Origin of the sequence: Pseudomonas taetrolens, assembly GCF_900475285.1 — a bacterium.
Classification (GTDB): domain Bacteria; phylum Pseudomonadota; class Gammaproteobacteria; order Pseudomonadales; family Pseudomonadaceae; genus Aquipseudomonas; species Aquipseudomonas taetrolens.
Genome location: NZ_LS483370.1, coordinates 2,994,478 through 3,012,116, shown reverse-complemented (window position 1 = coordinate 3,012,116; position 17,639 = coordinate 2,994,478). Strand labels below are relative to the sequence as shown.

20 protein-coding genes and 1 pseudogene are annotated in these 17,639 nt (G+C 57.1%); 7 read left to right on the top strand and 14 right to left on the bottom strand.

What is annotated here, in order from left to right; genetic code table 11:
- Complete coding sequence (locus DQN55_RS13760) at positions 1-348, bottom strand: metalloregulator ArsR/SmtB family transcription factor (protein WP_048381887.1); 348 nt, start codon at positions 346-348, stop codon at positions 1-3.
- Between the two features lie 194 nt (positions 349-542).
- Positions 543-1,391 carry an SRPBCC family protein gene (locus DQN55_RS22445; protein WP_231995594.1) on the bottom strand — a complete coding sequence of 283 codons (849 nt, stop codon included), beginning with the start codon at positions 1,389-1,391 and terminating at the stop codon, positions 543-545.
- Here DQN55_RS22445 and DQN55_RS13750 point away from each other — a divergent pair.
- Positions 1,390-1,983: an SAM-dependent methyltransferase gene (locus DQN55_RS13750; RefSeq protein ID WP_231995593.1), complete on the top strand. Its 594-nt coding sequence runs from the start codon at positions 1,390-1,392 to the stop codon at positions 1,981-1,983. The two genes, DQN55_RS22445 and DQN55_RS13750, sit on opposite strands and share 2 nt — an antisense overlap.
- Positions 1,984-2,008: 25 nt before the next feature.
- Here the strand turns inward: DQN55_RS13750 and DQN55_RS13745 are convergent, their stop codons facing one another.
- The 6 genes from DQN55_RS13745 to DQN55_RS13720 all read right to left on the bottom strand — a co-directional run bounded on the left by DQN55_RS13745 (position 2,009) and on the right by DQN55_RS13720 (position 7,028).
- Entirely contained in the window at positions 2,009-2,536 is a 528-nt protein-coding gene (locus DQN55_RS13745; protein WP_048381892.1) for a P-loop NTPase family protein, read from the bottom strand.
- A 101-nt stretch (positions 2,537-2,637) separates the two neighbouring features.
- Complete coding sequence (locus DQN55_RS13740) at positions 2,638-2,799, bottom strand: DUF2986 domain-containing protein (protein ID WP_074702959.1); 162 nt, start codon at positions 2,797-2,799, stop codon at positions 2,638-2,640.
- A gap of 94 nt (positions 2,800-2,893) precedes the next feature.
- Positions 2,894-3,280, bottom strand: a complete 387-nt coding sequence (locus DQN55_RS13735) for a DUF1850 domain-containing protein (protein WP_048381893.1) — start codon at positions 3,278-3,280, stop codon at positions 2,894-2,896.
- Positions 3,277-5,304, bottom strand: a complete 2,028-nt coding sequence (locus tag DQN55_RS13730) for a TRAP transporter permease (protein ID WP_048381895.1) — start codon at positions 5,302-5,304, stop codon at positions 3,277-3,279. The genes DQN55_RS13735 and DQN55_RS13730 overlap by 4 nt, the downstream gene beginning before the upstream one ends.
- Positions 5,305-5,387: 83 nt before the next feature.
- Positions 5,388-6,338, bottom strand: a complete 951-nt coding sequence (locus DQN55_RS13725; protein ID WP_048381898.1) for a TAXI family TRAP transporter solute-binding subunit — start codon at positions 6,336-6,338, stop codon at positions 5,388-5,390.
- Positions 6,339-6,482: 144 nt separating this feature from the next.
- The gene (locus tag DQN55_RS13720) at positions 6,483-7,028 is read right to left on the bottom strand and encodes a cysteine hydrolase family protein (RefSeq protein ID WP_048381900.1); all 546 of its coding nucleotides are present in this window, start codon (positions 7,026-7,028) and stop codon (positions 6,483-6,485) included.
- Positions 7,029-7,314: 286 nt separating this feature from the next.
- Between DQN55_RS13720 and DQN55_RS13715 the strand changes: the two genes are divergently transcribed.
- On the top strand, positions 7,315-8,301 hold the full coding sequence (locus tag DQN55_RS13715) for a GlxA family transcriptional regulator (protein ID WP_048381902.1): 987 nt from the start codon (positions 7,315-7,317) through the stop codon (positions 8,299-8,301).
- On the opposite strand, the gene DQN55_RS13710 is transcribed toward DQN55_RS13715, so the two are convergent.
- Both DQN55_RS13710 and DQN55_RS13705 read right to left on the bottom strand, forming a co-directional pair.
- Positions 8,298-8,777, bottom strand: coding sequence for a GNAT family N-acetyltransferase (locus DQN55_RS13710; protein WP_048381904.1), 480 nt, complete (start codon positions 8,775-8,777; stop codon positions 8,298-8,300). The genes DQN55_RS13715 and DQN55_RS13710 overlap by 4 nt on opposite strands.
- Positions 8,778-8,869: 92 nt before the next feature.
- Positions 8,870-9,385, bottom strand: a complete 516-nt coding sequence (locus DQN55_RS13705) for a DUF2938 domain-containing protein (RefSeq protein ID WP_048381906.1) — start codon at positions 9,383-9,385, stop codon at positions 8,870-8,872.
- Positions 9,386-9,464: 79 nt separating this feature from the next.
- On the opposite strand from DQN55_RS13705, the gene DQN55_RS13700 reads away from it, so the two are divergent.
- From DQN55_RS13700 to DQN55_RS13690, 3 genes are all read left to right on the top strand, one after another.
- The gene (locus tag DQN55_RS13700) at positions 9,465-9,905 is read left to right on the top strand and encodes a helix-turn-helix domain-containing protein (protein ID WP_048382227.1); all 441 of its coding nucleotides are present in this window, start codon (positions 9,465-9,467) and stop codon (positions 9,903-9,905) included.
- Between the two features lie 141 nt (positions 9,906-10,046).
- On the top strand, positions 10,047-10,913 hold the full coding sequence (locus DQN55_RS13695) for a LysR substrate-binding domain-containing protein (RefSeq protein WP_197714155.1): 867 nt from the start codon (positions 10,047-10,049) through the stop codon (positions 10,911-10,913).
- A gap of 95 nt (positions 10,914-11,008) precedes the next feature.
- Complete coding sequence (locus DQN55_RS13690; protein ID WP_048381909.1) at positions 11,009-12,019, top strand: aldo/keto reductase; 1,011 nt, start codon at positions 11,009-11,011, stop codon at positions 12,017-12,019.
- Between the two features lie 277 nt (positions 12,020-12,296).
- Here DQN55_RS13690 and DQN55_RS13680 read toward each other — a convergent pair whose 3' ends face one another.
- Positions 12,297-13,097, bottom strand: a complete 801-nt coding sequence (locus DQN55_RS13680) for a class I SAM-dependent methyltransferase (RefSeq protein ID WP_197714154.1) — start codon at positions 13,095-13,097, stop codon at positions 12,297-12,299.
- A gap of 64 nt (positions 13,098-13,161) precedes the next feature.
- Here DQN55_RS13680 and DQN55_RS13675 point away from each other — a divergent pair, with 64 nt between their 5' ends.
- Complete coding sequence (locus DQN55_RS13675) at positions 13,162-13,623, top strand: Rrf2 family transcriptional regulator (protein ID WP_048382229.1); 462 nt, start codon at positions 13,162-13,164, stop codon at positions 13,621-13,623.
- Between the two features lie 59 nt (positions 13,624-13,682).
- Positions 13,683-13,964: pseudogene (locus tag DQN55_RS13670) on the top strand (winged helix-turn-helix transcriptional regulator); the annotation flags it as partial.
- Between the two features lie 648 nt (positions 13,965-14,612).
- Here the strand turns inward: DQN55_RS13670 and DQN55_RS13665 are convergent.
- From DQN55_RS13665 to DQN55_RS13655, 3 genes are all read right to left on the bottom strand, one after another.
- Positions 14,613-14,912 carry a hypothetical protein gene (locus tag DQN55_RS13665; RefSeq protein ID WP_048381912.1) on the bottom strand — a complete coding sequence of 100 codons (300 nt, stop codon included), beginning with the start codon at positions 14,910-14,912 and terminating at the stop codon, positions 14,613-14,615.
- 462 nt (positions 14,913-15,374) lie between these two features.
- Entirely contained in the window at positions 15,375-16,403 is a 1,029-nt protein-coding gene (locus DQN55_RS13660) for an alpha/beta hydrolase (protein WP_048381916.1), read from the bottom strand.
- Positions 16,400-17,620: an MFS transporter gene (locus DQN55_RS13655; RefSeq protein WP_048382231.1), complete on the bottom strand. Its 1,221-nt coding sequence runs from the start codon at positions 17,618-17,620 to the stop codon at positions 16,400-16,402. The genes DQN55_RS13660 and DQN55_RS13655 overlap by 4 nt, the downstream gene beginning before the upstream one ends.
- Positions 17,621-17,639 lie beyond the last annotated feature (19 nt).

Genomic DNA, 17,639 nt, shown 5'->3' with positions numbered 1-17,639 from the left:
TCAGCAGCAGGCAGTGGTGTTAAGAGGGCGGTCGCCCATTGCGTTGAGCCGAACCGTGTTGGCTTCCAGCCATTCGGCGTTGGCCTTCAGGGTTGTCTGCAGCACGGCCCGTACCCATTCCGGCAATTCGGGATTGAGACGGTAGTACACCCACTGACCCTGACGACGGTCGAGCAGCAACCCGCACCCACGGAGCTGAGCGAGATGGCGGGATATTTTCGGCTGGCTATCGTCCAGGGCGCAGACCAGCTCACACACGCATAGCTCACCTTCACGGGCAATGAGCAGAGTGGCCCGTGCACGGGTTTCGTCAGACAGGCATTTGAAGAGGGCGGCCGGGTTTAGCATGGGAGGTGCGACTCAATATATATGGTTGTCCGAATATACGGATATCCATATGTATAGTGCAAGCCTGTCCAGATAAGAGACAGAGAGGACATGCTGTTGAACACGTCGAATTTCAGTCCGTCAGAGAGCAGGTGCAACCATCCGTGAGCACCTGCTTATCTCGTCGAGTTGCTGCGTTAATCGTTGATTCAGGGTCAACGCGGCTTTGATGCAAACGCTTCAAGCTGGTCAATTACGCAATTCCAGCCCTCAAAGAAGCCCATCTTTTCGTGACGCTCCCGTGTCGCATCATCGGGGTGCATGACCTTGACGTCGTAACGGCATCCAGTGCCTTCGTCGGTCATCGTAATAATTGCAGTGAACCCAAGCCACGGTGTAGCAGGGCGCCATCCAGCGGTCAGCATCGAGGTGACAACCAGGCACGATTGGGGAATGACGTGCAGGAAACTGCCGGGGTTATCACTGGTCTGGCCATCAGGGCCGCTCATGAGGGTGTGGAAAGCGCCACCCGGCTGCAAGTCAAAGGCGAGAACCTCGGTCGTCCAGGGCTTGGGGCACCACCATTCCCTGAGCCGCTCCGGCTCGGACCATGCTTGCCATAACGCGGCACGCGACGCGTTTAACACGCGGGAAATAATCAGGTCATGAGTCTCAGCGCTTGCGGTTTGTTCTGTAGACATTGCTCCGCCCTCTTGAGCGATCGACAAAATAGGGCAGGCAGACGGATCGCACGCACTGCCATTACCCGGCCTGCTGGCATCGGAACGCTTCACTGAACCAGCAATTATAGTCAACCGCCGAATAATGCAGGGCTCACGGAGCTGTGCTTTTATTCCTTTACGGAATGCATTATATAAATTTAATGAATTTTTATTATTTGAATGGCTGGCGTAGTGTTGCCTGACGACAGGGAGAATCCTCTTGAAATCATCCTCTACCCACACCTCATCAAAATTTGATGCCTCACGGGCCAATGAGTACGCCAGGCAGAGTCGTATTGCCTTGGCGGGATATGACGCCTGCCATGAGTTGGCGGCATGCATGCTGGCGGCAAGCCTTGGCAACGTGCCCACGGCCAATGTTCTGGTGGTCGGCGCTGGAGGCACGGCCCAAGAAATTATCGCGATGGCAGCGCTGGAACCGGGTTGGCGTTTCACGGCCGTCGACCCTTCCGAGCCGATGCTGGAAGCCGCAGCGCAGCAGTTAAAGGCAAGCGGATTGCTTGCACGCGTGGACATGCAGCTTGGCCATGTTCATGACCTGCCCGCAGACCGGCGATATGACGCGGCCACCTTGATCGGTGTGCTCCACCATGTGCCGGGCGATGAGGCCAAGGGGGCGCTTCTGCAATCCATTCAGGTACTTCTGAAATCCGGTGCGCCGCTGGTGGTGGCGGGCAACCAATACGCCTATGCCAGCCAGCCGCTGTTGCTCGATGCCTGGGGTCAACGTTGGCGGCAGCAGGGTGCCAGCGCCGATGAAGTGAAGGCCAGGCTCGGGAAGATTCTCCAGGGCGCCGACCCTCCACATTCCGAGGCCGCCGTTCAACAGCTGCTGCATGAAGCCGGATTCGGCGACGCGACCCGGTTTTTCAGCAGTTTGTTCTGGGGCGCCTGGCTGACCTGCAAGGTCTGACAGACAATGGGTCGGCTGCCGGGGTCTACCCAGGACAGGCCTCAGACGTTACAGGCAAGCTATCGAGAAATGCGGCGACATCCCGGTTGCCTCGCAAGTGAACGACAGGAATCTGCGGGCCTATGGCCAAGCGTATCGCCTCGATGCCCGGGCGGTAGTCACGATCGAAACGCCATACATACTTAAGGAAGACCCGGTCCCACTTTTCTGCACAACCTGCGGCAAGGTCAGGGCGAGAGTGGTTAGTGATACTGCGCATCACCACGCGGGTCATACAGGTAAGCCGTTGTGTATCGAGCCAGATGATCAGGTCGGCACGGGGCAGGCGCAGGTCGAAGGTGCGCCGTGCATAGTTGCCTTCACAAACCCATGTGTCGGTTGCGATTGCTTCGCTGACCCGCGTGCGGAACTGTTCAGCGTCAGGCTCGGCCCAACCGGGCTCCCAGAACAGTGTGTCCAGGTGCACCACGGGCAGGGCCAGACGCTGACCGAGGGCACGCGCAAGGGTAGACTTTCCGCTACCGCCATTACCCAGAATTACAATCCGTTGCATGGAGACTTCCTGTCGAAAAAAGCCGCCGATTTTGCAGGTTTTGCAGCGTAAGTCAAAGGCTTGGGGAGGGCGCTGGCGCGAAGCCGCCAGGCTTTTCTAAATCAGCTCTCGGCCGGCACGATGGCGTCAGGAGTTGCTTCTTCCGCCAGCTTCAACCGGTCAGCTTTGCTGATGTATTTAGACTTGCTCGCAGGGGCCAGTTTGGCACTCGCTTTTTTGGCGTGAGCCTTCAATAGCTGCGTGATTTTCTTGCGGCGATTCATGTTTCTCTGCTCGGCACGGTAAATGCCTGAATGATATCAGCTTGAAATACGCAGCGGATTCCGCTGGCCAAATAAACGGGAGACACGGACCGTATCAGTCTGAGGTGCACGGCCAAAGCGCTATGAACGCCTGCTGGCGATTGGGTGGTCCGACCCAGTGGCTCATCCAGTGGCACGCGTCATCGAAGCACAGTTGGTAGTCACCGGCCTCGGGCGCTCGTCCCAGGCTTAGGGGCTGAAGCGGCGGCAACTGACGCTGGTAGTGCCAGCTGCCGTTTTCCAGTCGGGCATCCTGCGGTATCTCCATGCCAGCGCCGCTTCCGCGAATCCGGGCCTGTTCCAGCACCAGGCCCTGTTCAGTGACGCGGTAGTCTTCCTCCCAACGGATTTTTTCGACCGTGTGGTTCCACGCCAGCGTGAAGCTGGAAACGGGGAGTTGGGCCCAGACAACACCTGCAAGGCCCAGGCACAAGCCGATCATGCGTTGGCCAGGCGAGACTGACGAGAGCGCCAAATGTGGTGCCCGATAATCATCGCGCCCATTACGAAGCCGATTTCATCGGTGAGCGGTAGCGCCACCACCAGCATGGCCCCGGCACTAAAACTCAGCAGACGCTCCCATATCGGCATGCTCTGTTGCAGATACCCGGTAGACGCCATGCCCCACAGGCCGACAGCCAGGGTTGTCTTGACCAGCATGTAGGCGGTCATCCACAGATTGTCACCTTGCAACATGAGTGCCGGGTTATAGACGGCCATGAACGGAATGACAAAACCTGCCAAGGCGATCCGCACCGCCCATAGACTGATCTTGAAACCGGACTCCTTGGCTATCGGTGCGGCCGCAAAACAGGCCAGTGCGACCGGAGGCGTGAGGTCAGCGAGGATGCCGAAATAGAACACGAACATGTGCGACACAATCAGCGGCACGCCCAGTTCCAGCAGCGCCGGTGCGGCGATCGAACTGGTGATGATGTAGTTGGGAATAGTCGGGATGCCCATGCCCAGTACCAGGCAGGTGATCATCGTCAAAATCAGTGACAGCAGCAGGTTGTCCCGGCCAATCGCCAGGATATAACCCGCAAAAGTCGACGCCACCCCGGTCAACGACACAACGCCAATGATGATCCCGACCAACGCGCAGGCTATCCCTACAGGTACGGCGTGGCGTGCACCATCCACCAGTGCGTAAAGGCAGACAGTCAGGGTGTCGCGGCCACCTTTGAGGCACCAGCAGACGCCCACCAATACCGCGATGACCGCAAAGATCACACCGATTCCCAGCTGGAAAAAGCCGACGCACAGCACGCCCAACGCGATCCAGAAGGCGCAGCGCAAGGCGAAGTTCGACACCCTGAGGATGATTGCCGAGCCGAGGATCACGATGGCCGTGAGCGCCAGTCCGACCATCCCGGAGAACAAGGGCGTGCGCCCGGAAAACAGCAGATAAACCAGCACGAGCAAGGGGATGAGCAAGTACCAGCTTTTCTTGACAGCCCCCAGGGCGCTGGGGCATTGATCTTTGGATAACCCTTTGAGGTTGGAACGCTTGGCCTCCAGATGAACCATCCAGAAGACCGAGCCGAAGTAGAGGAGGGCGGGAATCAGTGCCGCTTTGGCAATTTCAACGAACGGCACGTTGATGGTTTCCGCCATGATGAACGCGACAGCGCCCATCACCGGCGGCATCAACTGGCTGCCCATGCTGGAAGTGGCCTCTACGCCTCCGGCAAACGCGGCCCGATAGCCGAAGCGTTTCATCAGGGGAATGGTGAATTGCCCCGTGGTGACCACGTTGGCAATACCCGAACCGGTGATGGTTCCCATCAGCGCGGACGAGACGACCGCCACCTTGGCCGGCCCGCCCAGCTTGTGGCCGAACAGCCCCATGGCAAAGTCTGTGAACAGCTTGATCATTCCGGCCTGCTCGAGAAAGGCGCCAAACAGGATGAACAGAAAGATGTAGGTGGCGGATACATAAGTCGGGGTTCCGTAGAGCCCCTCGGTGCCGAACGAAAGCTGGTTGATGATCTGATCGAAGCCATACCCACGGTGCGCCAGATCACCGGGCAGGTGCTCCCCTAACAAACCATAGGCCAGGAACAGGCCGCAGATGATCGGCAGGGCAATGCCCATGACCCGGCGGGCTGCCTCGAACACCAGGACGATCAATATCAGGCCGATTACCGTATCGGCGGGTGTCAGGTCGCCTGAGCGCTGGATCAGATCGCCTTCAAATACCCATTGGTACAGCGCGGTGGCAATCCCGGCCAGGCTGAGTATCCAGGCCAATGGCTGCCACGGACGAGTGTGTCCGTAAGCCGGGTAACTCAGAAATACGACCCAGAGCAAAAAACCGACGTGTATGGCCCGCAATACCTGGCTCGAAACCGGCGAGAACGCAGCGGTGACGATTTGAAAGATCGAAAATGCCAACGCCACATAAAACAAGGCTTTTGGCCAGTCTCGTGGGTTCGCGGGAATACCGTGATGACCTTCACTCATGGGGTGCCTGCCTTAAGTCCACTGATCAAAAGAAGCTTGGTCTGCAAGCGCAGCGGCGACTCGCGCCACTGCGTCTTGCTGCGTTACAAGGCTCCCTTTTCCTTGTAATAACGCTCGGCTCCAGGATGCAGCGGGATAGGCAGGCTTTTGGCGGCATTGCTGAGCTTTATATCTTTTGCCGCGGAGTGAGCGTTGCCCAGGCGGGTGAGGTTTTCGAACATCAAACGGGTCATCTCGTAGGCCATCTCATCTGGCACGTCCGCACGCGTCACGAGGATATTGGTGATCGCAACGGTCGGCACTGCCTGAGTTTGCCCGTCATAGGTATTGGCTGGAATCATTGCGCTCTGATAAGCAGGATTGCCAATGTTCGCGACTACCTCCGCAGGAATGGCGACATAGTTCAGCGGCATGACGGAGGCCAGGTCACGAATCGCGGCCATGCCCAGGCCCGAAGACTGCAAAGTGGCGTCGAGTTGCCGGTTCTTGATCAATTCGACCGATTCGGCGAACGGCAGGTATTGCACTTTGCTCATGTCTTCGTACGTCAGTCCGGCAGCTTTGAGGATTGCCCGGGCGTTCAGCTCGGTGCCGGATTTAGGTGCACCTACCGATAGGGTCTTGCCTTTGAGGTCCGCCAGCGTTTTGATCCCCGATTCTTGGCTAGCGACAATCTGAATGTAGTTGGGGTAGGCGCCGGCAATGGCCCTGAGCTTGGTGAGCGGGGCCTTGAAGCCTGCTTCCTCGACACCGTTCTTGGCATCTGCGACCGAGTCACCCAGTGCCAGGGCGAGCTCTCCGCGGCCGGCTTGCAGCAAATTCAAGTTTTCCACTGACGCTTTGGTGGCTTGCACCGAGGTTTTCGCCCCGGGGATACCGTCACTGTAGATTTGCGACAGTCCAACCCCAATCGGGTAATACACCCCGCTGGTGCCTCCGGTCAGGATGTTGATAAACACGGGGGCGGCATGTGCAGGGCTCGCGGCAGCCAGAACGGCGGCCACCAGAAGGGTAAAGCGGCTTGTTACTCGCATGGGAATTTCTCCGTCTTGTTATGGCTTTTATGCAGAGTCATTCAAATGTAGTTGATACACGCGCATTGGGGGGCGTGGGGGGTGAAAGTCACCGGGCACCCGTCTCATCGTGATCTGGCGCCCGGGCGGTCCTGTGCAGGGCATCTAAACCGAAAGGTATTGCTCCACCGATCTGACGCGAGCGTAACCAAACTCGAACGCGGCCATCATCGAGGCATGGACCTGTGCTGCAGGCACCGTCACACCGTTAAAGGCCAGATCAAGGGTCGCGCAGGCATCATGCAGCACCGTCACCGGGTAGCCCATGTCCGCCGCAGCGCGCACCACCGCGTCGATGCACATGTGGCTCATTGCACCTACGACGACGATCTCCTCGATCCCGAATGCCTCCAGCTGATGCTTGAGGTCGGTTTCCCGGAAGGCATTGATGTGGTGTTTAACGATGACGGGTTCTTCGCCATCGGGTGCTACGGCTGCCTGAATCTGCGCACCGATGGATCCCTTGACGAAAATACCCGCACCGTCGTTGTCCGATTCGTGCTGGACATGAAAAACGGGAATGCCTGTACGCCGGGCATCCGTCATGACCCGGCCCGCCTTCGCAACAGCGGCCTCAATACCGGTTAACGGCAGTTTGCCAGTGGGCAGGTACTCGTTTTGCAGATCAACAACAATAAGACCACGTTTCATAAACACTCTCCTGACTCTTGGTTAAGGTGAGGGGGCGGCTGCAGGTCATGGCCTGAGCAGCGCTGCAGCCGCACTGTCACCTGATTAAAACGTCAGTGTTGCACCGTCTTCCGGTATCTCGACGCGAGCCTCGATAGGCCAGCGGGAGTGTGCGGAATTTCATTGGATAAACCTTGTTGATTCTTCGTTAGCCCTATTCTTGCCCGGCACCTGAATGGCCAACAGTGGCCCGAATGACATATTTCGATATAATCGGGCCATTGCTCATACGCACAGAGGCAGGCCAATGCCCTCCATACGTGTTGCTGTTCTGGCCTTCAACGGCGTGAGCATGTTTCATCTTTCTGTCCCCGGGATTGTGTTGGGCGCCGTGGAGGCTACAACCGGTGAGCCTGCGTACCAGGTCAGCTACTGTGCCGAAGTGCCGGGTATGGTTGAGAGCGACCAGGGGATCGGCATCGCTGTTTCACACGGGCTGGAGCTGATGCGGGCATCTGACGTGATCATCATTCCGGCCTGGAGCGATCCCGCGGACGTCGCGTCAGCGCCGCTTGTGCAAGCGCTGCAACTCGCCAACAGCGAAGGCAAACTGATCGTGGGTTTGTGCCTGGGTGCCTTCGTACTGGGGGATGCCGGCCTGCTTGATGACAAAGAAGCCACAACGCACTGGATGGCCCGCGACACATTCGCGCGACGTTTCCCGCAGGCCCGATTTCGTCCCGAAGTACTCTACGTCAGTGCCGACAACATCGTGACCTCGGCGGGAACCATGGCCGCGATTGACTGCTGCTTGCATCTGGTCCGTCAGCGCAACGGCGCCGATGCGGCGAACCGCGCCGCAAAAATGCTGGTGACCCCGCCCCACAGGCTGGGTGGCCAGGCACAGTACGTAGAGCACCTGGTACCCCAGCTTGCGACCGAGACCCATTTGTCCGATGTGTTGGTGTGGGCAAGAGCCAACCTGGCAAGCCAGCTGTCGCTTGATGTCCTTGCCGAAAGGGCAAAGATGAGTCGACGAACATTTACTCGCCGCTTCAAGGAGGCCACGGGCAGTACCGTGTCCAGCTGGTTGAACGCTGAACGGGTTGCCAGAGCGCAACAGCTGCTGGAAACCACCGACTTGCCCATCGAATGCATCGCGGGCGAATCAGGCTTCGGCACGCCATTATCGTTAAGGCAACAGTTTGGCGTTCACCTCGGTACATCACCTTCTGATTATCGCCGGATGTTTTTTCGTGACATGAATCCCGGGACCCGGGCGAAAGCCCCTTAATCGCCGGTCCAGCGCATTGTCTGCAGCGTGATATGGGGATGACTCTCTAACGGCTCCCATTCATCCAGAAAAACAAAACCTTGTTTCAGGTAGAAGTGTGCGGCCCTTGCATTGTCAGGGCAGACGTCGAGAAAAACGCGATTAAGCCCTTTTTCCAACGCCCGCGCTTTCACGGCGTCTACCAGCTGTGTTGCCGCGCCAGAGCCCCGTGCAGCGGGCTCAACCCACATGCCGATCAAGTTATAGCGGTTCGTACTGCTGACAGCGGCACCGACCATGCCGACGGGCCGGTCGCTCTCGAAGGCAAGCCAGAATTCCGTTCCGCTGGATGAGGCTCTTTGTTGCCACTGCTGGTCAGCGTAGCGGGCGGCGGTTTCATAACTCACGCCAAATGCCATTGGGGCGTCCAGAAGTGCAGCGAGCCGGATTTGCTTGAGCCGCTTCCAGTCAGTTGTTTGCGTCGATCGAACGTCCATGATCCTCCTTGGTCAGTTGGGTGACCTCAACGTCTCACACGCGTGTCTTTTGCGTAAACAGGCAATGTGCTTGATCATCCCCGCCAAAGCCCTCAACTCAGGCATGACGATGCCGGAACGAGCAGCATCAACAGCCATCCCGCCACAAACAGCCCCAGTCCGAACGTCAGGTGCGCAATCATGCTTCTGCGCCTGGCCGCGTTAGGCGCCGCGGTCTTCGACGCGGCAACGCCGAGCCCGAACGCGGGCTGCATGATGCAGAAGGGCGCAATCACACTGACAAATCCCGTCACCAGTGCAGGCAGCAGCGTCGGCTTGCATACCCACCCGAGGCCTTGAGCACCGATCAGCACCATCGCGAAGACAATGCCCGTAGCGTAATGGAACACCCACCCCATCAGACGTTCGTTCCTGACAGGCGCCGCCTTTGTAATCGCGGCATGCCGAAACCGCCCTTGCCGCATGTGGCCCAGCCAACGCCCGACCAGAGCATAGTCAGGGGACGACAGGCCAAACACGCGTGCTTGAATAAAAGCCGATACATCCATGATCAGCGTGGCCCCCATTCCAACAAACAGAATGCGCAGTGCTGTCTCAAGTGCTTCCATGGTATTGCTCCTTGCCTTGAACCTGTTTTGGCGGTTTGATTCGAGCAGTCTGCAGGTTCAAGTCGACTTGAGGTCAAGCATGAAAGAGCTGGATATTGGCGAGGTGGCACGACGTTCCGGTCTACCGGCTTCAACGCTGCGTTACTACGAAGAGAAAGGTCTGATCAGTTCGATAGGTCGTCGTGGCCTGAGTCGTGTGTTTCATGCCGATGTACTCCAGCGACTTTCCTTGATCGTGCTCGGGCAATCGGCGGAATTTTCACTGGACGAACTCGTCGCCATGCTCGGCCCGGAAGGTCAACCTGACATCGATCGCCAGCGGCTTAACCAAAAGGCAGACGAGCTGGACCGTACCATCGCGCGACTCAGTGCCCTCAGCGACGCGCTTCGTCGAGTCGCATCCTGCCCTGCTGCGCGCCACATAGAGTGTTCAAAGTTTCAGAAAATGCTGAGCGCCATCGGCACCGGATCTCTCAAGAGGAAAACCGGAAAAATAGCCCTGCACAGACGTGGGACATGAAGGGGGAGGGGCCGGTTTGCGCCGGCAAACCTCGCGAGAAAACCTTTGCTACCCTGACTCAGCCATTGCGCCACGACCCGGCATATGGACAAGACACCGAGAGCAGACGTAATGATTGAGACTCGCCTGTTACGACAGTTTGTGGTTGTTGCCGAGGAGCTGCATTTCAGCCGCGCCGCAGAGCGACTGCACATGGCACAACCTCCGCTCAGTCAGGCGATCAAACGGCTGGAAGAACACATCGGCTATCCGCTTTTCATTCGCGACAAGCGCAGCGTGGAACTCACGAGCGCAGGGTTGGCCCTGCTGGACAAGGCACACGAGCTCCTGAATACCCTGGACGAAAGCGTGGCTTACACGCGCAGAGTGGCTCAAGGCATTGCGGGCCACCTCGTGGTGGCCATGATTAATCTCAACCATCATCCAGAATTCTGGCGAGCCCTGGGGGTGTTCAGGGAGCAGATGCCTGCTGTCGAGATCCGATTTGTCGAGGCGACGACAAGTGAACAGGTCGCGCTTTTGGAAAGCGGCGAAGCCGATGTCGGGTTTATGCGTACGCCGGGGACAACAGCGCCCTCATTGACCATCGAGCGCGTGTTGCTTGACCCCATACACCTGGCCTTACCGTGCAATCACCGGTTGGCGGCAGCCAGTGCGGTCAAGCTTGAGGCGCTTGCCGGCGAATCATTTGTCATGTCGTCCCGCGCATTAGGCCAGGGATTTCACGATCAGATACTCACGCTCTGCAAAACGGCCGGAGTCACGCCACGGATTGCTCAACACGCTCGGCAAATACAGACGCTTCTGGGTCTGGTCGCGGCGGGGTATGGCGTAGCGCTGGTTCCGGCGTCGTTCGAAAGCGTTGCCATGCAAGGCGTGAGTTTTCGCCCACTGTTGCATGAGGCGCCGCCGGAACTCGGCTGCGTGGCACTCAACATTGCCAGCAATTGCACGGTTCGCTCGCCCTTGCGCGATGCGTTTATCGACACCATCAAACGGTACCTCTGAGACCTCTAGCGTATTGCCAGCCGACATAAACGGTATTTCACGCCGAACCTTGCGAAACGCAGCATGTCGCTGTCTTTTCTTACTGGAGGTCGGTCATGCTATATCGCTCATTGGGCAGCTCTTCTTTGCAGCTTTCCGTGTTGTCATTCGGCAGCTGGATCACTTTCGGTACGCGCCTTGATCAACGCGGCGCTAACGAGTGCCTCGCTTGCGCCTACGACCATGGCATCAACTTTTTCGACAGCGCCGAGGTTTATCTCGGTGGCCAAGCGGAGCGCATGCTCGGCGAAGGCATCCGCACGCTTGGCTGGCCTCGTGACGGTTACTGCATTTCCAGCAAAGTCTTGTTCGGCACAGGCGACAATCACGACGTCAGGAGCCCGGCACGCCCCACTCAGCAAGGGCTGAGTCGAAAACACATCACTGAGGCCTGCCATCAGTCGCTGCGGCGCTTCGGGGTCGAGTATCTCGACTTTTTCCTGTGCCATCGTCCCGAGCCCGGCATGTCGATAGCGGAAATTGCCTGGACGATGAATACCCTGATCCAACAAGGCAAAGTGTTGTATTGGGGAACATCTGAATGGCCTGTCGCGGATGTTCTGGCGCTGATCGCTTTTTGCAAGCACCACCACCTGATACCGCCGCAACTGGAACAGCCGCAATACAATCTTTTTCATCGCCAACGCGTTGAAGATGAGTATCAACCCCTTGTCCAGGAACACGGCTTTGGGCTGACCACCTGGTCTCCGCTGGCATCAGGCATTCTGGCCGGCCGTTACGATGTAGGAACGGCCCCCGGCAGCCGACTGACAACCGAAGGTTTCGCGTGGCTTGAAGCGTTTATTTTCGAGAACAAACGTGAAGCACGTATCGCGGCGGCCAGGCAGTTGAAGGACATTGCTGACGAGCTGGGGGCGACACGCGCACAGCTCGCGCTGGCCTGGGCGCTGCAAAACCGTTCGGTCACATCGGTATTGATCGGTGCCTCAAGCCTGAAACAGCTGCAAGAGAACCTTGGCGCACTCGACGTCATGCCGCACCTGGACTCGTCACTGCGCAGCAAAATCGAACAGGTCATGGAGAGTTCATCACCGATAATGAGGTGAGTGGCTCACCCCTTCACGAAGGGCTGCTCCCGGCCAGGAGCGGTCACTCGCAGACGCGTTGAGGTACGTAAGCTTAATCGCGGATGGTCAAGAGCAAGACCTCTACGCACAGTTTGGTTTCATCCCTACGGCACCACGTTCTGTAGGTATGGCTTACAGTGGACTTCAAGGTAAGCCTACCGCCCAAAGACGTTGATTCTATGCACACCGCAGGTGATAGGCGCAGACGCTTACCGAGTTTAAATGCTTGCTCATCTGATTTTTGCCGCTGACATTGTTATCGCTGGGCAACCGCGATCAATGCGGTAGAGGGAATGGGCAAGACAGGCTGATTGCCTGCCATTTCCCTGACGTGCGCGATCACTGCTGCCTTTTCCGTATCGGTCAGGCTCGTCCAGTCGGGCGACATGCCAAACAGTGTGTCAGGGTCATCGAGCAGCTTCACATCCAATTGATAGGCATGTGTCACGCTCTCGATGGCAGGATCCCGGAACCCGGCGGCGATCAGTTCGCGGGCGAAATCCAGTGGGTTGCTCAGCGCTTTGACTGCCTCGGGCATCGCCATGCCCTCGCGCTCCGGGAAAAGCTTTCGCCTGACATTGCCCAATAACAGAAACGTCGCCGCACCCATTTCCTGCCACGTTGCGACAATGCCATAGCCCCCGATGGCAGTGACGCGTTGCATTTCGGCCAGGCCCTTGCGCCAGTCAGGAAACATGATCACACCGAAGATCGAGAACGTTGCATCGAAGCATGCATCTGGCAGATCGAGGGATTGGCCGTCCATGACCCGGGCCTCCACATTGGGAAGTCCTGCGTTTTTCACACAAGCCACCATGGCGGGGGAGAAGTCCGTCGCCAGCACCTGTGCACCGGTTCGGGCGGCCGCCAGTGCGAGGGCTCCGGTGCCAGTGGCGACATCCAGCACGCGGCTTTGCGGCGTAAGCGAGATCCTTGCGAGCGCCGCCTCTGCGAAATGTGCTGTGAAGGGGTGCGCCGTTTTCTGATAGTGCTTTGCTGCAACGTCCCAATGATCAGCCTTCTCAAATTCACGCATCGCGCCGCCCTCAAAATTCATGTAACTTTACAAGTATCATGAGTGGGTGCTTTCTGCCAAGTATCAGCAACAAAAGGGGCAAACGATGCGTTACGACAGCCGTCTTTCGCGAATGCTACATATCCTGGTCCACATGGCGCGGCAAGCGGGGCCATTAACGTCGGAAGGGATAGCCGCAATGCTTGGAACGAATCCAGTGGTTGTTCGCAGAGCGTTGTCTGGCTTGCGGGACGCAGGCTACGTTCATTCGCAGAAAGGGCATGGTGGAGGATGGGTGATCACTTGCAATCTTGAGCAAGTCACGCTATTGGATATCTATAACGCGGTGGGACAGCCCTCGCTGTTCGCCATCGGCAATGAGCGTTCCAACCCCGACTGCATGATCGAGCAGGTGGTCAATCTTGCGGTCGACGACGCTTTACGCGAAGCAGAGTCGGTGCTGGTAGAGCGGTTGCGCACCCTTAGTCTGGGTGAACTTAATCGCTTGTTCGATGCACGTCGTGCTGCGGGTCATGACGGCTCCCTTTCATGTGAGGCAAGCCTGTAGGGTTGCCGTGAAGCTGAGTTGAGAGGGGCAGTGGTCCCCGGCCTTGCTGAAATCGCGACGGATTGTCTCAATGGCTGCGGCATGCGGATATAGCCCGGCGCATGAGGGGCGTGACGCAGCGGATGTTGACCCGCAGCTTGCGCCAGTTGGATAGAGACGGCTTGGTCACACGCCAGGATTACAACGAGGTGCCGCCACGTGTCGATTACGAATTATCCGAGCTGGGGCGGGGCCTGCTGGCGCAGATGATTCCATTGTGGATGTGGGTGGCAGAGAACGCTGAAGGTTTTCGCGAGGCTCGTATTCTCTACGACTCTGACAATTCGAGCGACACGAAGTGACCCCTTCTGGCCGATTGCAGCCTTTCGTGACAGACAGCAATCGGCCAATAGCGGACATTTAAGGTACGAGTTCAGCTGCCGTTTTGCAGTAGTGCGGACAGCGCAATATGCCGGCTCGATCTACGCACTCGAGTGAGAGGTGGCGTCCTATGAAAAGGGGACAGATTTATTTTGCTAACGGTTTTCGATATCAGGGCAGGGATCATTGTCGACCAAGCAGCCTTGAGAGCGGTGCAGACGTATATCAGGGATGTCTGCAAGCGACCCTGGGAGGCCCGGTTTTCGCTTTGTCTTTTTGCGGCCAGCTCTTTTTGACGGTTCTTCTTATCCAATTGGTAGCCCAGCCAGAGTGTGGCGATACCGAAAAAAAACAGTAATGCTATCTGGTATATGGGCACTATTTTCTCTCTGAAAAATTAGACGCGCAGAAGGACTTGGCTGCATCGTGCACTGTTTTTCCGAAGCGCTCAAATGCGTGACGAGTGAGCGGCGATTTGATGGTGGGCTGATCAGGGCTTAAAGAAAAGAAAGACCTGCGAGCAGGCCATGGTGGCCTGCTGCAGTAACATTCAGGAGTAGCGAGGGCAATAGTGTTTTTTGCTTTTGTAGAGGCTTGGGTCGCTACTCTCTTATGTTGCTTTATTGTATTTAAGATGCGCTTCGGCAGCTCTCGCAGCGCCATCCCTTATAACTTTCTGATTTCTCAAGCGCTGCAATCAAATCACGACCGCCTATACTGTTTTGGCAGTTGTTATGTTTTTTATTGGGTTCTTTTATCCCCTCGCATTGTTTTTTCAAGAAGGGGTTTACCACCGCCTGCTGTCTTGACGAAAGCGCTCTAAACCCCTTGTCCACAGCTAGCTGGGCGAAGCTTTGTACGCTTGGCTTTTCACCTTGGAATGCGTTTTGCGCGATAAGGGCCGAGAAAATCTCTCGCTCGATAGTCATTCGTTAATCCTTTATTCAATCAACAAGTTTGCTCATGTTTTTTCTTGTTCTGAGCAATGCGAAAGCATACGTTACCATTGGGTGTAGTTTTATTGAACTGGGTTTCCATCCAGCTATAAAAGGCAGGCTTCTCATTTTTGGTCAGTGAATATTGGTTTCTTGGTATTTGGAATATTTCAATAGATCTTTGTTGCAATTTATTTCTTGTTCGAGAGAGTTAAGAAGTTTCGCTTTTCACTTTAATGAGGTCGTGCGCCGTGGGAGGCTCCTGTCTTACGCACTAAATTTAAGAATGACGATACTTCTTATGAGCTTCTATAAAGTTCCGCGATTCCCTATTCCGGGCTGTCGACAAAATTTCCACGGCAGGTACTGTGTGCGAAGCGACCTAAACTGCCTTGACTAACTAACAGGGGTACGAAACTCTCTAGTCTCCACAGACAGGGCGTGTCTACGCTGTGATCATTGCAGATGGTTCTGAAAGAAGTTCGCCAGCTTGTTGAAAGGGATGAGGTCGACGCGATCATAAAGATCAACATGGCCAGCGTCTGGAATGATGACCAGTTCCTTGGGTTGGCCAGCCAGCTTGTAAGCTTCTTCGCTGAACTCTCTGGAGTGCGCGTTGGCGCCGGCAATGAACAGCATCGGACGAGGTGAGATCGTCTCGATGTCATTGAACGGGTAGAAGTTCATGAACTTGACGTTGCTGGTCAGCGTCGGGTGCGTGGTCAGCGCTTTGGTCGAGCTGGCGGGCGTGTATTCGCCGCGCGGTGTGCGGTAGAAATCATAGAACTCACGCTGGATCGGGTGAGTGCTCTCGTCCAGTTGGTGCACCGTACCGCTGGTGTAAAGGGTTTCACCGCCCGAGAACTCCTCATCGCGCTGCTGTGCTGCTTGCGCGATGATCGCCTGGCGTTGTTCGGGTGTCTGCGAGTGCTTCAAACCATTTCGATTGGCTGCACCCATGTCGTACATGCTGACCGTTGCGATGGCTTTCATGCGAGGGTCGATCTTGGCTGCGCTGATCACGAAGCTGCCGCTTCCACAAATGCCGAGTACGCCAATCCGTTCCTTGTCGACAAAAGGCCGGGTACCGAGAAAATCCACCGCCGCGCTGAAGTCCTCGGCATACATCTCCGGCGAGACGGCATTGCGGGGCAGCCCCTCGCTTTCGCCCCAGAATGAAAGGTCCAGGGACAGGGTCACGAAGCCTTTTTCGGCCAGTTTCGCGGCATACAAGTTAGCGCTTTGCTCCTTGACTGCGCCCATCGGATGGCCAACCACAATCGCCGGGCTTGCGGTTTTGCCGTCGAGGTTTTTGGGGATGAACAGATTGCCTGCCACCTTCATCTGGTACTGGTTTTTAAAGCTGACCTTGTGCACGGTCACACTGTCGCTGGTGTAAAAATTATCCGCGCCGTTGGACATGTCTGCGCCTACCGCTGAGAGTGAACTGAAAAGAAGCGTGAGTAGAACAATGAGCTTTTTCATGGGAGGGCCTGTCGAGGAGGAGTCATCAGTTTTGGGGGTGAATCACTTGCCGAGCGTGAGGTCAGCACGCTCACCCATGCACCAATCAGCAGCACGGCGGCGCTCGCGATAAACGTGCTCGGGTAACCGCGACTGTCGAACAGCAGTCCACCCACGGTGGAGCCCAGTGCAATGGCCAGTTGAATCACCGCCACCATCAGACCGCCGCCGGCTTCGGCATTGTTTGGCAAGGCTTGTGCGATCCAGCTCCACCAGCCCACCGGGGCCGCAGTCGCCAACAGCCCCCACAAGCCGAGCAGCACAGCCACTGCAAGGGTCGAGTGGCCAAAAGGGATCAGTGTCAGCGCGATCACGGCCATCAAGACCGGAATGATGATCAATGTCCGGAACAGGCTGCGCTTTAGAAACCGGCCGATGATCAGGGTGCCGATAAAGCCTGCTACACCGATGACCAGCAAGATCAGCGACAAGGTGAAGACATCCACCCGCGTCACCGTTTCAAGGAAGGGCCGCAAATAGGTGAACAGTGCAAACTGCCCCATGAAGAAGGCCCCGCAAGCGAGCATGCCCAGCGTCACTGTTCGGCTCTTGAACAGGTTGAACACGTTCCCGGAACCGTGTTTACCCGGCTCCAGCTTCATGGCCGGCAGGCTGATGCACATCCAGATAAAGGCAATGGCTGCGATGGGCACCACGCACAAAAAAGCGCCACGCCAACCTATGATCGAGCCTAGATAACTGCCCAGCGGTGCAGCAATGACGGTCGCCAGCGCGTTACCGCCATTGAAGATGGCCAGCGCCTTCGGCACCTGCGGGGCGGGTACCAGGCGCATGGCCGTTGCTGCGGACATCGACCAGAAACCGCCAATGACCACCCCGATAAGCGCCCGGCCAACCATGTAAGTCGGGTAGTCAGGAGCCAGCCCGACGATCACGCCCGAGACAGCCATCAACCCGGCCAATGCCAGCAACAGCGTCTTGCGATCGAGGGTTCTGGCAATCCACGATATCGACAGGCTGGTCAGCACGGCAAATGCCCCGGAAATCGCAATGCCTTGCCCGGCCATCCCCTCGGTAACATGAAGATCTGCCGCCATCGGCGTCAGCAGGCTGACAGGCATGAACTCCGATGCGATCAGGACAAAAACACACAGCGTCATGGCAAAGACACCGCTCCAGCAGGCGGGAGCCTCGTTGCGGGGTGAAACAGTGTCCATCGGGACCTCGTCGTCATGG

Bases quoted from the DNA above. Each gene is read 5' to 3' on its own strand.
- DQN55_RS13760 (WP_048381887.1), bottom strand. From the start codon at position 348: ATGCTAAACCCGGCCGCCCTCTTCAAATGCCTGTCTGACGAAACCCGT.
- DQN55_RS13750 (WP_231995593.1), top strand. From the start codon at position 1,390: ATGCTGGCGGCAAGCCTTGGCAACGTGCCCACGGCCAATGTTCTGGTG.
- DQN55_RS22445 (WP_231995594.1), bottom strand. From the start codon at position 1,391: ATGCATGCCGCCAACTCATGGCAGGCGTCATATCCCGCCAAGGCAATA.
- DQN55_RS13745 (WP_048381892.1), bottom strand. From the start codon at position 2,536: ATGCAACGGATTGTAATTCTGGGTAATGGCGGTAGCGGAAAGTCTACC.
- DQN55_RS13740 (WP_074702959.1), bottom strand. From the start codon at position 2,799: ATGAATCGCCGCAAGAAAATCACGCAGCTATTGAAGGCTCACGCCAAA.
- DQN55_RS13735 (WP_048381893.1), bottom strand. From the start codon at position 3,280: ATGATCGGCTTGTGCCTGGGCCTTGCAGGTGTTGTCTGGGCCCAACTC.
- DQN55_RS13730 (WP_048381895.1), bottom strand. From the start codon at position 5,304: ATGAGTGAAGGTCATCACGGTATTCCCGCGAACCCACGAGACTGGCCA.
- DQN55_RS13725 (WP_048381898.1), bottom strand. From the start codon at position 6,338: ATGCGAGTAACAAGCCGCTTTACCCTTCTGGTGGCCGCCGTTCTGGCT.
- DQN55_RS13720 (WP_048381900.1), bottom strand. From the start codon at position 7,028: ATGAAACGTGGTCTTATTGTTGTTGATCTGCAAAACGAGTACCTGCCC.
- DQN55_RS13715 (WP_048381902.1), top strand. From the start codon at position 7,315: ATGCCCTCCATACGTGTTGCTGTTCTGGCCTTCAACGGCGTGAGCATG.
- DQN55_RS13710 (WP_048381904.1), bottom strand. From the start codon at position 8,777: ATGGACGTTCGATCGACGCAAACAACTGACTGGAAGCGGCTCAAGCAA.
- DQN55_RS13705 (WP_048381906.1), bottom strand. From the start codon at position 9,385: ATGGAAGCACTTGAGACAGCACTGCGCATTCTGTTTGTTGGAATGGGG.
- DQN55_RS13700 (WP_048382227.1), top strand. From the start codon at position 9,465: ATGAAAGAGCTGGATATTGGCGAGGTGGCACGACGTTCCGGTCTACCG.
- DQN55_RS13690 (WP_048381909.1), top strand. From the start codon at position 11,009: ATGCTATATCGCTCATTGGGCAGCTCTTCTTTGCAGCTTTCCGTGTTG.
- DQN55_RS13680 (WP_197714154.1), bottom strand. From the start codon at position 13,097: ATGAATTTTGAGGGCGGCGCGATGCGTGAATTTGAGAAGGCTGATCAT.
- DQN55_RS13675 (WP_048382229.1), top strand. From the start codon at position 13,162: ATGCGTTACGACAGCCGTCTTTCGCGAATGCTACATATCCTGGTCCAC.
- DQN55_RS13665 (WP_048381912.1), bottom strand. From the start codon at position 14,912: ATGACTATCGAGCGAGAGATTTTCTCGGCCCTTATCGCGCAAAACGCA.
- DQN55_RS13660 (WP_048381916.1), bottom strand. From the start codon at position 16,403: ATGAAAAAGCTCATTGTTCTACTCACGCTTCTTTTCAGTTCACTCTCA.
- DQN55_RS13655 (WP_048382231.1), bottom strand. From the start codon at position 17,620: ATGGACACTGTTTCACCCCGCAACGAGGCTCCCGCCTGCTGGAGCGGT.